Below are 12,565 nucleotides of genomic sequence, written 5' to 3'. Positions count from 1 at the left end.
AACGCCCACATTTTGAACCTAAATTTGAAGAGGAATCTTAGGGCACGGGCATTGACCGCTCGTGTACTCACTGTACACGTTGCTGGGTGCTGTATTATCGTTGGGAAGGAGGCTTATATATGGAATATTCACTTTTGCCTTTAGGGGAGAAGGCAGTTATTATTCGACTCGGGCATGAAATAAACGAACAGACACACTATATAGTTATGAATTTATTAAAATATTTGGAAAGTGAGCCGTTAGATGCTGTCATCGAATACGTACCTGCTTATTGCTCGATAACTGTTCACTATAATCCACTCATTATGAAAGCAACTAGCAGAAACATTGAATCTGCCTCACGAGCGATGCAAAGGCAATTAGAACAATGTATTGAACGATTTGAGAAAAGAGAGAGTGAAGTTGATTATTCGGAACATAGAGTTATTGAGATTCCTGTTTGTTATGGCGGTGCCTATGGCCCTGACTTATTTGACGTAGCAAGATTTAACGATATGACGACGGAAGATGTTGTTCACATACATTGTGGTAAATCATACCTTGTACATATGCTGGGTTTTGCACCAGGTTTTCCGTATTTAGGTGGGATGGACAAACGTATTGCGACACCTCGCAAAGCAATTCCTAGAACCCGAATAATAGCAGGCAGTGTTGGAATTGCGGGGGAACAGACGGGGATTTATCCAGTTTCTACACCTGGTGGATGGCGAATTATCGGTCGTACGCCATTAAGAATGTTCAATCCGCTCGATAATGTGCCGACATTAGTGCAAGCGGGAGATTGGATCAAATTTATTCCAATTACGGAAGAACAATTTCTAGAAATTAGTACATCGCAATGGACATAATTGAAGGGGGTGCGGTGCGTGGGTATTGAAGTCATTAGAGCAGGCATGCTTACTACGATTCAAGATTTAGGTAGATATGGTTATCAGAAGTTTGGACTCAATAATAATGGAGCGATGGATGAAGGTGCAGCACGAGTTGCCAATATTTTAGTTGGTAATGACGAACATAAAGCCGTATTAGAACTTACGTTGGCAGGCACGTCATTAAAGATGACTGCTGATCATCTCATCGCCATATGCGGTGGGGATATGTCTGCAACAATGAATGGTCAATTAGTACCGATGTGGCAACCTTTCATTGTAAACAAAGATTCCGTTATAAATTTTAGTCAATATAAAAGTGGATGTAGAGTATATATAGCTATCGCTGGTGGAATAAAAATTCAAGCGGTCCTTCATAGTTATAGTACGAATATGCGAGCTAGTATTGGTGGTTATGAAGGTAGAGCTTTGCGTAATGGAGATATCATTGAAGTATGTGATATGAGTAATCAATCATGTTCAGTCGGGCTGTGGCAGAAGTTGCGACAGATCGACTCTAAAGCATTTAACGCTCAGCACTTTGGAATCGCACATGAAGAAAATGTTCCAATACGGTTTATTGCAGGGCCTGAGTATAATTTGTTAGATGAAGAAAATAAGCGGAAATTTACGGAGTCAAAATGGGTAATTGATTCTCAATCTGACCGAATGGGATATCGATTGCAAGGCCCCTCATTGAACATGATACAAAAACAAGAATTAATATCCGAGGGTGTCGTTCATGGAACGGTTCAATTGCCTGCTAATGGACAACCGATTGTACTACTAGCAGATCGTCAAACAACAGGGGGTTATCCTCGTGTCGCCGTTGTGGCGTCAGTTGATATTCCAATGTTTGGTCAGTTGAAACCAGGCAGTGCAATTACATTTGTAGAGGTAACAATTGAAGAGGCAGAACAACTTCTGTTTGATTCGGAGCAAGATATGAAGCGATTAAAGATTGCCATTCAATTAAAGAGTAAGCAGTAATTGAATAGCAATCGCACTTATTTGAAAAATAAGAAATGTGTTGGTAATTGTCTTAAGGAGCCATCTGAAGGCTTGTTAATGATGCTCCCATTAAAGATTAGGGAAGAAGAACCGCCACCATCTAAATTATAGGCATCTACTAAACCATATCCTTTGAGAATGGTTTGAAGTTCAGTAAGAGTCGCACCTTTGCTGCCATTTGTGTTATATCCATCGGTCACCATAATTAATAGTTGATCATCTTTGTAGTTGGCGATAATCGTTCGTGGCGCCCTAGCGGGATTAGTCTTCCATTTATTAGGTATAGTTTGTGAAGAACCGTTTTTCAATAATACGGGTACGAAGGTTGCTCCGAATGATGGCTTTAACTTGTCCAATTGCTCTTTTTTGGTGAATTTACCGCCGATTAGTTTATTCTTAGTGTCCATTCCAACAAAGAATAAATCCGACTGACTCGGTTGAAACCCTTGAATATATTCTCCATCCATAACCGTTGTTCCAAGTGGATAACGTTTGCCCCCAGCATCAGCAAAACCTCCTGCATTAATTGCTACTGCTGCACCATAAGTTTTTGCTGCGGTAAGAGTTGTCATCGTATCACCCAATTCATCTCCACCTAATACCATCTTCATAGCATCCGAACTTTTTAATTTCACCTTAACTACATAGGAGTTGAAATTTTCCTGATTAATATAGAATAGTTGAGCGCGTAGTTTCTTCGTATCGATGGTAGCGGAAGGTTTACCTAGACGAGCTGTTATTTTGTTGTCATAAATAGTTAGTGGTATCTGTTTACTTGCAGTAATTAATTTACTTACTGCACTAATTTCCTTATTTGTCTTCTCATAAAGTTCATAATGCTCTTCGACATACTTAATAGTTTCATTCGCAAGATCAACATTTGCACCTAATTGTTCATTAGCTAAAATATATAGTTCTTCCCGTTGCTTAGTAGACTCTGAAGTCATATGTTTAGGAGTAAGGTCATCTTGCAAATCAAATTGAACAGTAGTAACAATCATCCATATAAACAAACCCATTATTGGTGCGGCTAAAAATACAAAAGTTCGATTCATCCATTGTACGGTATTCATTATTTCATTAACTCCAAACTTTTTTGTAATTCATTAAGTTGAGTTTTCATCGCATTCAATTGGGTATACAACATATTACTATTATCTGTACTAGAATTCGCATTGTCTTTTGTAAAGGTTAATAGTTCATTTAGTTGCTCGATTTTGATCTGTAGATCGGATAATTGTGTAATATAGCTCGTTTCAAGTTTTTCTATCTGTTCATCGTAGCTCGTTTGAAGAGTTTTAATTTGTGCTGATGTTTGTTCTTCGATTTGTCCAGTGACAGTCTTTTTAAAATGTTCCATATAGGAATGAGTGGCGTAAAAACCACCTGCAATTAATAGTAGCCATAACATGAAAAAATTAATAAATGCGAGTCGAAGCCTACGTTTTTTACTACTTTCCTTTCTTCGTACTACTGTCAAATCTTCTGTTTGTAATTCTGCCATTTCTTTTTCACCTCTGTAATTAGACGTTAACAACATTAATAATTGTTGCAACGTTATATATTGTAACATTTTGAATTGATTGATGGTGGTGTATAATGAAAAAAGTAAGAGGCATATAATGGAGGTTAAAGTTATGAATCAATTAGCTACATTTGCAGGAGGCTGTTTCTGGTGCATGGTTACACCATTCGATCAAATTCCTGGTGTAATAAAAGTAACATCCGGCTATACAGGTGGTCATACTGAAAATCCTACGTATGAAGAAGTGTGTTCGGATACGACAGGTCATGTTGAAGCAGTTCAGATAGAATACGATCCAACACTTTTAAGCTACGAGAAATTGTTAGAGATGTATTGGCAACAAATCGATCCAACAGATATTGAAGGGCAATTTAACGATAAAGGCCATTCTTATCGTACATTTATTTTCTATCACTCTGAAGAGCAACAAAAATTAGCGGAAGCTTCCAAAGCAGAGCTAGCAGCTAGTGGTCGATTTGCGAAACCTATTGTGACAGAAATTGTTGAGGCTGATGATTTCTACGAAGCCGAAGAATATCACCAAGATTATTACAAGAAAAATCCATTCCGCTACAAAATGTATGCTAAAGGATCTGGTAGAGAGAGTTTTATTAAACAGCATTGGACAATAAAAAAGAATGAAGGCGAACTTAGAGCACGTCTAACGCCAATTCAATATGAAGTAACGCAAAATAATGCCACGGAAGCTCCGTTCCGTAATGAGTTTTGGGATCACCGGGATGATGGTATTTATGTAGATATCGTTTCCGGCGAGCCATTGTTTAGCTCTCTAGATAAATTCGATGCACATTGTGGTTGGCCGAGTTTTACGAAGCCACTTGAAAATCATAATGTACTAGAAGAACTTGATGTCACTCATGGTATGGTTCGCACAGAGGTTCGTTCGAAAGAAGGAGATTCTCACTTAGGTCATGTATTTGAAGATGGACCTGAACCTACTGGAATGCGCTATTGTATCAATTCGGCGTCACTTAGATTTATTCCGAAAGATCAATTAGAGGAAAATGGCTTTGGACAATATTTGAGATTATTTCAATAAGGATTAAGAGAAAGGGTGTAATCGTATGACAGACCAATGTGAGAATCGTCCAATTGATCATTATGAGGAAATAATTCAGGCTTTGCATGATCGAAGAACAATCGGTAGAGTGAAGAAGGATATTGTTCCGAAAGCTATTATTGAGAAACTAATTGAAGCCGCTACATGGGCGCCAAGTCATCATAACACTCAGCCATGGAAATTCGTCGTTATGACTGGAGAAGGTCGAGCAAAACTTGGCGAGGGCTATGCAGAAGTATTTACTGCAGTAACAGGTGAGACGGATGAAGAGAAAAGATCTAAGGAAATTAAGAAAGCTTTTCGTTCTCCAGTAGTTATTGCAGCTATCTGTTCTCCTTCAGATGATCCTCGTGCGGTATTAGAAGAAGAATTAGCAGCTACTCAAGCAGCAGTACAAAACTTATTGCTTGCTGCACATGCGTATGGCTTAGGTGCCATTTGGCGCTCGGGTGCACCGATGTATCATGAGGTTATGCATAAACATTTCGCTCTACGTGAAGATGAATCAATAGTAGCATTTATTTATATCGGTTATGCAGAAATGGTACCGCCGTTGGCTTCGCGGAGGCCAGTAAATGAAGTCTCGCAGTGGCTAGAATAAAATAGAGGTAGTTCAAAAAGTTAACTTTGATAACTACATTATAAATACAAAATAAGGCTGTTCGTGGAAGACGTCCAAGTGACGTCGTTCATGAACAGCCTTTTATAATAAAGTAGGGAATATATTTACTCCAGTTCAAGTTTAGCTACATTGAAATTTTCGCTTAGAAGATACCAATTTGTATCCGCAATAATTCCTAGCTTCCAATAACTAACGCCTCTTAGGTCATGTTGTTTCACAAGATTGAATTTGGCTTGTAGGCTACGAGCATCTTCGAACCAGACGACATGTTCCTTTTTGTTTTCATCGTAGAATGAAAAATGAGGTGATTGTGCTGTAGAGTCATATTCGATGGCAGCTTTTTTCTCGCGTGCAAGTGAGGTAGCGGCTTCCGTACTTAATGCTCTAGCTCGTGAGACTCCTGACTCGTATGGTAACGTCCATTCATATCCATACAGTGGAATTCCGAGCATAATCTTATTAGCTGGAATTTCGGTTAAAGCATAATTAATAACTTTCGATACTTCGTTGAGTGGGGCGACAGCTCGAGGAGGTCCCCCAGTCCAACCCCATTCGTATGTCATAATAATTACAAAATCAAGCACCTCACCATGAACTTTATAATCATGAGCTTCATATAATCTTCCTACCTGATCGCTACTAGTCTTTGGGGCAACTGCTGAAGATACTAAATAGTTAAATTGATGTAGATGTCTAGTTATATCACGCAGAAATTGATTATATAGTTCTCGATCTTCGGGAGGAATATATTCGAAATCAATATTAAGTGCTTTGAAGCCACGCTCCGCCATTGTATTGGCCACCGTTGTAATTAAATGAGTGTACGATTGTTGTGTATTGAGCACATGGGAAATAAGTTCACCGCTAAATCCTTGTTCTGAAATGTTGGAAATTACCATCATGGGGGTAACACCGTTTGCAATGGCTGTTTCTCTAAGTGCCTCATCATCAATTGAAACGAGAGTTCCGTCTTCTTTAATATGGTAACTAAATATTGAAAGATAGGTTAACTCGTTAGCGCGTTCCCTAACTTCTTTTTGTGCGACATCATCGTAACGTTCAATATATCCATTCACTTCTATCGTCATTAATTGTGGGGCAGGAATAATAATGATTTGTCCAGGTTTTATAAGGGCGGGGTTACTAATATTATTCGCTGCGGCAATTTCTTGCAAACTTAATCCATATTGCCTAGCAATAGCCCATAACGATTCCCCTCGCGCAACTTTATGTGTTTTACTACTTGAAGGGGTAGGGATAATTAAAGCTTGACCAACTACAAGAGCATCACTTTCTCCTATATTATTAACTTCAACAATATGCTCAAGCGGTACGCCATAAGTCCGTGCCAAATTCCACAATGAATCATTCCGCGCAACAGTATGTATTTGCATGTCTTCCCTCCTAAAACTTTTTATTAATCTCTAGATATACTTCTTGCGATAAAAAGTGACTTCGAAAGCGATGGCTTAATTTTGAAAGGATCAACGCATTAATCCGTGCTTGACGAGATCAAAGCTTACCCAAACGGACACAGAAGTCGTTATTTACGAAATTAAGGGTTGAATAGCATTCTAGCGGACACAGAAGTCGTTATTCGTCCGTGATGGAACCCTAACGCATCAAATAATATGAAATAAGTGCATCTGAGTCCATAAAGATCGATCATAGAGTTATATGCGGCAAATAAGGCTCCTGATGTCCGCGATCAATCGAGTGAAGAAATCAAAATCAACCCGGATTGATATTCAATCCTTGATAATGGTTGGATCCCTTTTTATTCCTCTAAATATGCTACAGCGGAGAGAACTAATATTCACTCTCACATATGCTACAGCGGAAAGAACAAATCGCTAGTGGAGAAGCGATAGCGGTCGTTTGTGTCATCGGATTTATACTCCGATGATTTGTTACATTAAATCCGAGGCCAACGGCGATTGTAACAGCGAGTAGCTCACGGAGCGTTGCTATACCAAAGGTGATTGTAACAGCGATCAGTTCAGGCAGCGTTGAAAATCACACCACCGATCAGTTCTCGAAGCATTGGCTATCACGTTACAAGTTCTCTGGGGGTTAGCATATTATACTCATATATATTCATATAAAATTGTCTATATTATAAGAAATCGAAATATTTGTAGTCTATGTATGTTCATTCGTTTTATAGATTACATTTCATGTTAGTTATTAGTGAACTTGAGTGAAAATAGTCGATATTTAGGTGTTAGCATTTGAGTTTATGTTAGAAAAGCGAACTATAGGAAATGAAAAATGATTAATGTTCGTATTTTGTTGACAGTACTCATAGAGTTAGATAAACTATAAGTGCATGTTCAAAAATCCAGATTTTCAACATCGCGAAGATGATTTGAAAGTAGGATAGAAGGCGTTAGTTAACTTAATAGGTGTTATAAATAATTATTGAAAAATATGTAAATATCTCGTATATGTTTGAGGGAATGGCTCAAACGTCTCTACCCAGAACCAACACTTTCTGGACTACGGGCTTAATGATGCGATTGAATGAGACAGTGAAGACATGTAATGCTGCTAATCGGGGGAACTTGAAACAGTTGAGTTTCTAAGTTATTTCTAGTAGATATTCTTACCTCGATGAGGGTTGCTCTTAACTTCGATCAATTCATAAGTAGAAACAGCCGTTTTAGCATAATTTTTTTGCTGTTACAACAGGCATGTTTCATCGAAGTCCGGTAGCAAGTCTGAGATGGTTTGCTAGTGGACTTTTTGTGCTTTTTTATCTTATTTGCTAAATAGAGATCATCATTAACTTCATATAAGAAAGTAGGTAATTCGTAATGTCTGCAAAGGTTGGCGTAATCATGGGAAGTAAATCAGATTGGGCAACAATGAAATTAGCTTGCGATATTCTGGAAGAACTTGAAATTCCCTATGAGAAAAAAGTAGTTTCTGCACATCGTACTCCAGATCTGATGTTTGAATATGCGGAAACTGCACTACAAAGAGGAATCAAAGTAATAATTGCCGGTGCAGGTGGTGCTGCGCATTTACCAGGTATGGTTGCAGCAAAGACAATATTGCCGGTTATTGGTGTTCCAGTGAAATCCTCTAATTTAAGTGGACTAGATTCCCTGCTTTCCATCGTACAAATGCCAGGTGGTATACCAGTGGCAACGGTGGCGATTGGTAATGCAGGAGCGACAAATGCGGGTCTGTTAGCTGCACAAATGCTAGCGACTTCCGATTCCGAATTACAAATGCGCGTTGAAGCTCGTAGAGAACGTGTGAAGCAAGAAGTGCTAGCAAGTAGTGAAGAAATATGAGTAATGGTCAACTAAATGCAAGTATAAAGACTATACTACCTGGTTCTACAATTGGTGTTCTTGGTGGCGGTCAACTTGGACGAATGATTGCGAACGCTGGTAGTGAACTTGGATATCGCTTTGTAACTCTTGATCCAACAGATGGCGGACCTATGGGGCAAGTGAGTGAACAAATTGTTGCGAAATACGACGATGCTAATGCTGCTCGTGAGCTTGCAAAGCGCGCTGATGTCATAACGTACGAATTTGAAAATGTGGATGCAAATGTAGCTTCGATGTTAATGGAAGAAGCATATGTCCCTCAAGGAAGTCACTTACTGTATACGACTCAACATCGATTACGTGAAAAACATGCGATCGAAGCTGCTGGGGTTCAAGTTGCTCCTTATCGTGAAATTACTTCACAAGCTGATTTGGAAGCTGCAGTTGCCGAGTTCGGTATGCCTTGCGTGTTGAAGACAGCTACAGGTGGATATGATGGTAAGGGACAATGGGTAATTCGTAGCGAGCAAGAAATTGCTGAAGCCTACCAGACGTTAGCTAAGGCGAAAACGGAACTCGTGTTAGAGAAGTTCATTAAATTCTCTAAAGAAATTTCTGTTATTGCAGCACGTAGTCCGCAAGGTGAAGTGAAAGTTTTTCCTGCATCAGAAAACATTCATGTTAGCAATATTCTTCATTTGTCTATTGTGCCGGCACGCATCGAGCCAGCATTACAACAACAAGCTGAGCAACTTGCCTTGCAAATTGCAAAAGGTCTTGATGCTGTAGGATTAATTGCAGTAGAAATGTTTGTAACGGAGGAAGGTGAGCTTTTCGTAAATGAGCTTGCACCTCGTCCACATAATAGCGGTCATTATACAATGGAGGCATGTCGCACATCGCAATTTGAGCAACATGTTCGCGCTGTATGTAATTTACCGCTTGGCGATACTAGCCTAACAACTCCTGTTGTGATGGTTAATGTACTTGGTCAACATGTCGCACCTTTGCTAGAAAGATTTGCAACTCATGATGAACTTGCTGATCAGTTAGTTGTGACAACAAAGCTTCACTTGTACGGTAAAGCAGATGCTGTTCATAACCGTAAAATGGGTCATGTCAATGTATTAGCTCGTACCGTTGAAGACGCAATGCAATGGATTGAAGCTACTTGCATTTGGACAGAAGAATGGAAAAGTTGGAATAAATAAATTAGATATTGGAAGGGTGTTACTTGAATGTTAGAGCGTTATAGCAGACCTGAAATGAGAGCCATTTGGACAGAACAAAATAAATTCCAAGCTTGGTTAGAAGTAGAACTTTGTGCTTGTGAGGCATGGGTAGAGCTAGGAGTAATTCCAGCTGAAGATGTTGAAGCACTTCGTGCAAAAGCTACTTTTGATGTAGAGCGTATTTATGAGATTGAACAAGAAACTCGTCACGATGTTATTGCTTTCACACGTGCCGTATCTGAAACAGTCGGTCCAGAACGTAAATGGGTTCACTATGGTCTAACTTCAACTGACGTTGTTGACACTGCTACTGGATATTTGTTACTTCAAGCCAATGCAATACTTAAAAAAGATATCGAGAACTTTATTGCGATTGTTCGCGACAAAGCGATTCAATATAAAGATACACCAATGATGGGTCGTACACATGGTGTACACGCTGAACCTACGACTTTCGGATTGAAATTAGCACTATGGCATGAAGAAATGAAACGTAATCTTGAGCGCTTTGAGCATGCTGCTGATAACGTTCAATACGGAAAAATTTCAGGTGCTGTTGGAACGTATGCTAACATTGATCCTTTCGTTGAAGAATTCGTATGTAATAAGTTAGGTACAAAAGCTGCTCCAATCTCAACACAAACGTTGCAACGTGATCGTCATGCTGAATATATGGCTACCCTTGCGTTAGTTGCAACTTCTCTTGATAAATTCGCAACAGAAATTCGTGCGTTGCAAAAGAGTGAGTTCCGTGAAGTAGAAGAAGCTTTTGCAAAAGGTCAAAAAGGATCTTCTGCAATGCCTCACAAACGTAATCCAATTGGTTGTGAGAACATCTCTGGTCTATCTCGTGTAATTCGTGGACATATGCTTACTGCATACGAAAACGTAACTCTGTGGCATGAAAGAGATATTTCTCATTCATCAGCAGAGCGTGTCATTCTTCCAGATGCAACGATGCTTCTGAACTACATGCTTAACCGTCTAGGTAACATTATCAAAAACCTAACTGTGTTCCCTGAAAACATGAAACGCAATATGGGTGCAACTTATGGTGTTCCATTCTCTGGTCGTGTATTAACGAAACTGATTGATAAAGGTTTCAGCCGTGAGGAAGCGTACGATACGGTTCAACCGCGTGCGATGCAAGCTTGGGAAACTAAAGTTCAATTCCGTACAATTATAGAAGAAACACCAGAAATTACAGCGGTTCTTTCTCCAGAAGAGATTGAAGATGCGTTTAATCCGCAATGGCATTTGAAGCATGTGGATACTATTTTTAAAAGATTAGCTTTGATTTAGCTCGTAAGTCAGCATTATCATCGTGATCACGTACAATAAAGCTTCATCGAGTATTTGTGCGTCAGCACCAAGAATATGACATGAAGCTAGTGAAGTGCGAAGCGTAAGTGTACGTTATTGGTACACGCGCATCGTAAACAAGCGATGAATGGCATATTCGATGTCGTATAAGCTACGTCAGCATAATCATCGTGATCACGTACAATAAAGCTTCATCGAGTATTTGTGCGTCAGCACCAAGAATATGACATGAAGCTAGTGAAGTGCGAAGCGTAAGTGTACGTTATTGGTACACGCGCATCGTAAACAAGCGATGAATGGCATATTCGCTGTCGAATAAGTTACGTCAGCATAATCATCGTGATCACGTACAAATTAGGAGGAATTAGTTCATGACTACGCAAGTGCAAGCTATATCTTCAGCAGTTGACTATGTTCGTGCTCCCCTTATCTATAAGGGTAAAGTTCGCGAATTGTATGATCTAGGTGAGCATTTCTTGATTGTTGTTACAGACCGCATCTCTGCATTTGACTATGTTCTAGATCCTGCAGTTCCAGACAAAGGAAATGTATTGAACTCATTATCTGCGTATTGGTTTGCTATTACTGAAGATATCATCGCTAATCATGTTGTTCATACCGATGTGTATAAGCTTGGTGATATTATTACTGAGCCTGAACTGCTTAAACATCGCATTATGGTGTCTCGTAAAGCTGAACGTATCGATATGGAATGTATCGTTCGTGGCAATATTACGGGCGGTGGTTGGAGACAGTACCAAGAATCAGGCGGTATTAACGGAGAACCGCTACCAGCGGGTTTACGTAAGAATGAAAAGCTTGCAGAGCCGATCTTCACACCATCAGCTAAAAATGATATCGGTCATGATGAGGATATCTCTTTTACTGAAATGGGTAAACGTATTGGCAAGGAACTTGCTGAGGCACTGCGTGAGCGTAGTATTGCACTATATAACTTCGCCCAAGCTTATTGCTTGGAAAAAGGTATCATCCTTGCAGATTGTAAGTTTGAATTTGGTATCATTGATGGTGAAATTATTTTAATCGATGAAATCTTTACACCAGACTCTTCGCGTTTCTGGGCACAAGACAAATTTGCATATGATATTGAAATCGATAGTATGGACAAAGAACCCGTTCGTGCTTATCTATTAAGCTCTGATTGGGATAGAGATAGTAAACCTGCTCCACTTCCAGATCATGTTGTTGAAGAAACAACGGCACGATATCGCAATATTTATACTTCTATTACTGGTAAACAATTAGGCTAATCTAATCTAAATAATAACATTATGGACTCTACTGCCACACATACCTATTGCTTGTATGCAGTCTGGTCAGTAGTAAACTTAAAGTCCCCCAGGAGGATATTATGAAGGCAACTGTTTATGTAACGATTAAAGAGAATGTACTAGATCCACAAGGAACTGCTGTGCAAGGCGCGCTTCATTCAATGGGATTCAATGAAGTTGAGAAAGTTCGTATTGGTAAATATCTTGAAGTTAATCTTGATACAACTGATCGCGCAGAAGCTGAAGCTCGCCTTAAAGTTATGTGTGAAAAGTTGTTAGCTAACACTGTCGTTGAAGACTACCGATTTGAACTGGAGGACTAATGT

12 protein-coding genes and 1 riboswitch are annotated in these 12,565 nt (G+C 39.4%); of the genes, 9 read left to right on the top strand and 3 right to left on the bottom strand.

Going from position 1 to position 12,565, the window contains the following annotated elements; genetic code table 11:
* Nucleotides 1-119: 119 nt before the first annotated feature.
* Together pxpB and NAG76_02335 are read left to right on the top strand one after the other, a co-directional pair.
* Nucleotides 120-848 (top strand): 5-oxoprolinase subunit PxpB, encoded by a 729-nt coding sequence (gene pxpB / locus NAG76_02340; protein URN95117.1) that lies wholly within the window; start codon nucleotides 120-122, stop codon nucleotides 846-848.
* 18 nt (nucleotides 849-866) lie between these two features.
* Nucleotides 867-1,859: a biotin-dependent carboxyltransferase family protein gene (locus tag NAG76_02335; protein URN95116.1), complete on the top strand. Its 993-nt coding sequence runs from the start codon at nucleotides 867-869 to the stop codon at nucleotides 1,857-1,859.
* Between the two features lie 17 nt (nucleotides 1,860-1,876).
* On the opposite strand, the gene NAG76_02330 is transcribed toward NAG76_02335, so the two are convergent.
* Together NAG76_02330 and NAG76_02325 are read right to left on the bottom strand one after the other, a co-directional pair.
* On the bottom strand, nucleotides 1,877-2,956 hold the full coding sequence (locus NAG76_02330; GenBank protein URN96745.1) for a phosphodiester glycosidase family protein: 1,080 nt from the start codon (nucleotides 2,954-2,956) through the stop codon (nucleotides 1,877-1,879).
* On the bottom strand, nucleotides 2,953-3,384 hold the full coding sequence (locus NAG76_02325) for a hypothetical protein (GenBank protein ID URN95115.1): 432 nt from the start codon (nucleotides 3,382-3,384) through the stop codon (nucleotides 2,953-2,955). The genes NAG76_02330 and NAG76_02325 overlap by 4 nt, the downstream gene beginning before the upstream one ends.
* Nucleotides 3,385-3,502: 118 nt before the next feature.
* On the opposite strand from NAG76_02325, the gene msrA reads away from it, so the two are divergent.
* Nucleotides 3,503-4,465 carry a peptide-methionine (S)-S-oxide reductase MsrA gene (gene msrA, locus NAG76_02320; protein URN95114.1) on the top strand — a complete coding sequence of 321 codons (963 nt, stop codon included), beginning with the start codon at nucleotides 3,503-3,505 and terminating at the stop codon, nucleotides 4,463-4,465.
* 25 nt (nucleotides 4,466-4,490) lie between these two features.
* The gene (locus tag NAG76_02315; GenBank protein ID URN95113.1) at nucleotides 4,491-5,087 is read left to right on the top strand and encodes a nitroreductase; all 597 of its coding nucleotides are present in this window, start codon (nucleotides 4,491-4,493) and stop codon (nucleotides 5,085-5,087) included.
* Between the two features lie 125 nt (nucleotides 5,088-5,212).
* Here NAG76_02315 and NAG76_02310 read toward each other — a convergent pair whose 3' ends face one another.
* Nucleotides 5,213-6,502, bottom strand: a complete 1,290-nt coding sequence (locus NAG76_02310; protein ID URN95112.1) for a glycosyl hydrolase family 18 protein — start codon at nucleotides 6,500-6,502, stop codon at nucleotides 5,213-5,215.
* A gap of 1,027 nt (nucleotides 6,503-7,529) precedes the next feature.
* Nucleotides 7,530-7,630: riboswitch (purine riboswitch) on the top strand.
* A 294-nt stretch (nucleotides 7,631-7,924) separates the two neighbouring features.
* On the opposite strand from NAG76_02310, the gene purE reads away from it, so the two are divergent.
* The 5 genes from purE to purS all read left to right on the top strand — a co-directional run bounded on the left by purE (nucleotide 7,925) and on the right by purS (nucleotide 12,562).
* Entirely contained in the window at nucleotides 7,925-8,410 is a 486-nt protein-coding gene (gene purE, locus NAG76_02305; protein URN95111.1) for a 5-(carboxyamino)imidazole ribonucleotide mutase, read from the top strand.
* Entirely contained in the window at nucleotides 8,407-9,603 is a 1,197-nt protein-coding gene (gene purK, locus NAG76_02300; GenBank protein URN95110.1) for a 5-(carboxyamino)imidazole ribonucleotide synthase, read from the top strand. Before purE ends, purK begins: the two co-directional genes overlap by 4 nt.
* A 27-nt stretch (nucleotides 9,604-9,630) precedes the next feature.
* The gene (gene purB, locus NAG76_02295; protein URN95109.1) at nucleotides 9,631-10,926 is read left to right on the top strand and encodes an adenylosuccinate lyase; all 1,296 of its coding nucleotides are present in this window, start codon (nucleotides 9,631-9,633) and stop codon (nucleotides 10,924-10,926) included.
* 392 nt (nucleotides 10,927-11,318) lie between these two features.
* Complete coding sequence (locus NAG76_02290; protein ID URN95108.1) at nucleotides 11,319-12,218, top strand: phosphoribosylaminoimidazolesuccinocarboxamide synthase; 900 nt, start codon at nucleotides 11,319-11,321, stop codon at nucleotides 12,216-12,218.
* 101 nt (nucleotides 12,219-12,319) lie between these two features.
* Nucleotides 12,320-12,562 (top strand): phosphoribosylformylglycinamidine synthase subunit PurS, encoded by a 243-nt coding sequence (gene purS, locus NAG76_02285; protein URN95107.1) that lies wholly within the window; start codon nucleotides 12,320-12,322, stop codon nucleotides 12,560-12,562.
* Nucleotides 12,563-12,565: the final 3 nt, after the last annotated feature.

Source organism: Candidatus Pristimantibacillus lignocellulolyticus (genome assembly GCA_023639215.1).
In the GTDB taxonomy this organism is placed as follows: Bacteria; Bacillota; Bacilli; order Paenibacillales; family Paenibacillaceae; genus Pristimantibacillus; species Pristimantibacillus lignocellulolyticus.
The sequence above is the reverse complement of the archived record's forward strand: the minus strand, read 5'-3'. Positions and strand labels throughout refer to the sequence as shown.

Excerpts from the sequence above, each read along its gene's own strand:
- NAG76_02315 (URN95113.1), top strand. The coding sequence starts at position 4,491 with ATGACAGACCAATGTGAGAATCGTCCAATTGATCATTATGAGGAAATA.
- purE (URN95111.1), top strand. The coding sequence starts at position 7,925 with ATGTCTGCAAAGGTTGGCGTAATCATGGGAAGTAAATCAGATTGGGCA.
- purB (URN95109.1), top strand. The coding sequence starts at position 9,631 with ATGTTAGAGCGTTATAGCAGACCTGAAATGAGAGCCATTTGGACAGAA.
- purK (URN95110.1), top strand. The coding sequence starts at position 8,407 with ATGAGTAATGGTCAACTAAATGCAAGTATAAAGACTATACTACCTGGT.
- NAG76_02290 (URN95108.1), top strand. The coding sequence starts at position 11,319 with ATGACTACGCAAGTGCAAGCTATATCTTCAGCAGTTGACTATGTTCGT.
- NAG76_02310 (URN95112.1), bottom strand. The coding sequence starts at position 6,502 with ATGCAAATACATACTGTTGCGCGGAATGATTCATTGTGGAATTTGGCA.
- purS (URN95107.1), top strand. The coding sequence starts at position 12,320 with ATGAAGGCAACTGTTTATGTAACGATTAAAGAGAATGTACTAGATCCA.
- NAG76_02325 (URN95115.1), bottom strand. The coding sequence starts at position 3,384 with ATGGCAGAATTACAAACAGAAGATTTGACAGTAGTACGAAGAAAGGAA.
- msrA (URN95114.1), top strand. The coding sequence starts at position 3,503 with ATGGAGGTTAAAGTTATGAATCAATTAGCTACATTTGCAGGAGGCTGT.
- pxpB (URN95117.1), top strand. The coding sequence starts at position 120 with ATGGAATATTCACTTTTGCCTTTAGGGGAGAAGGCAGTTATTATTCGA.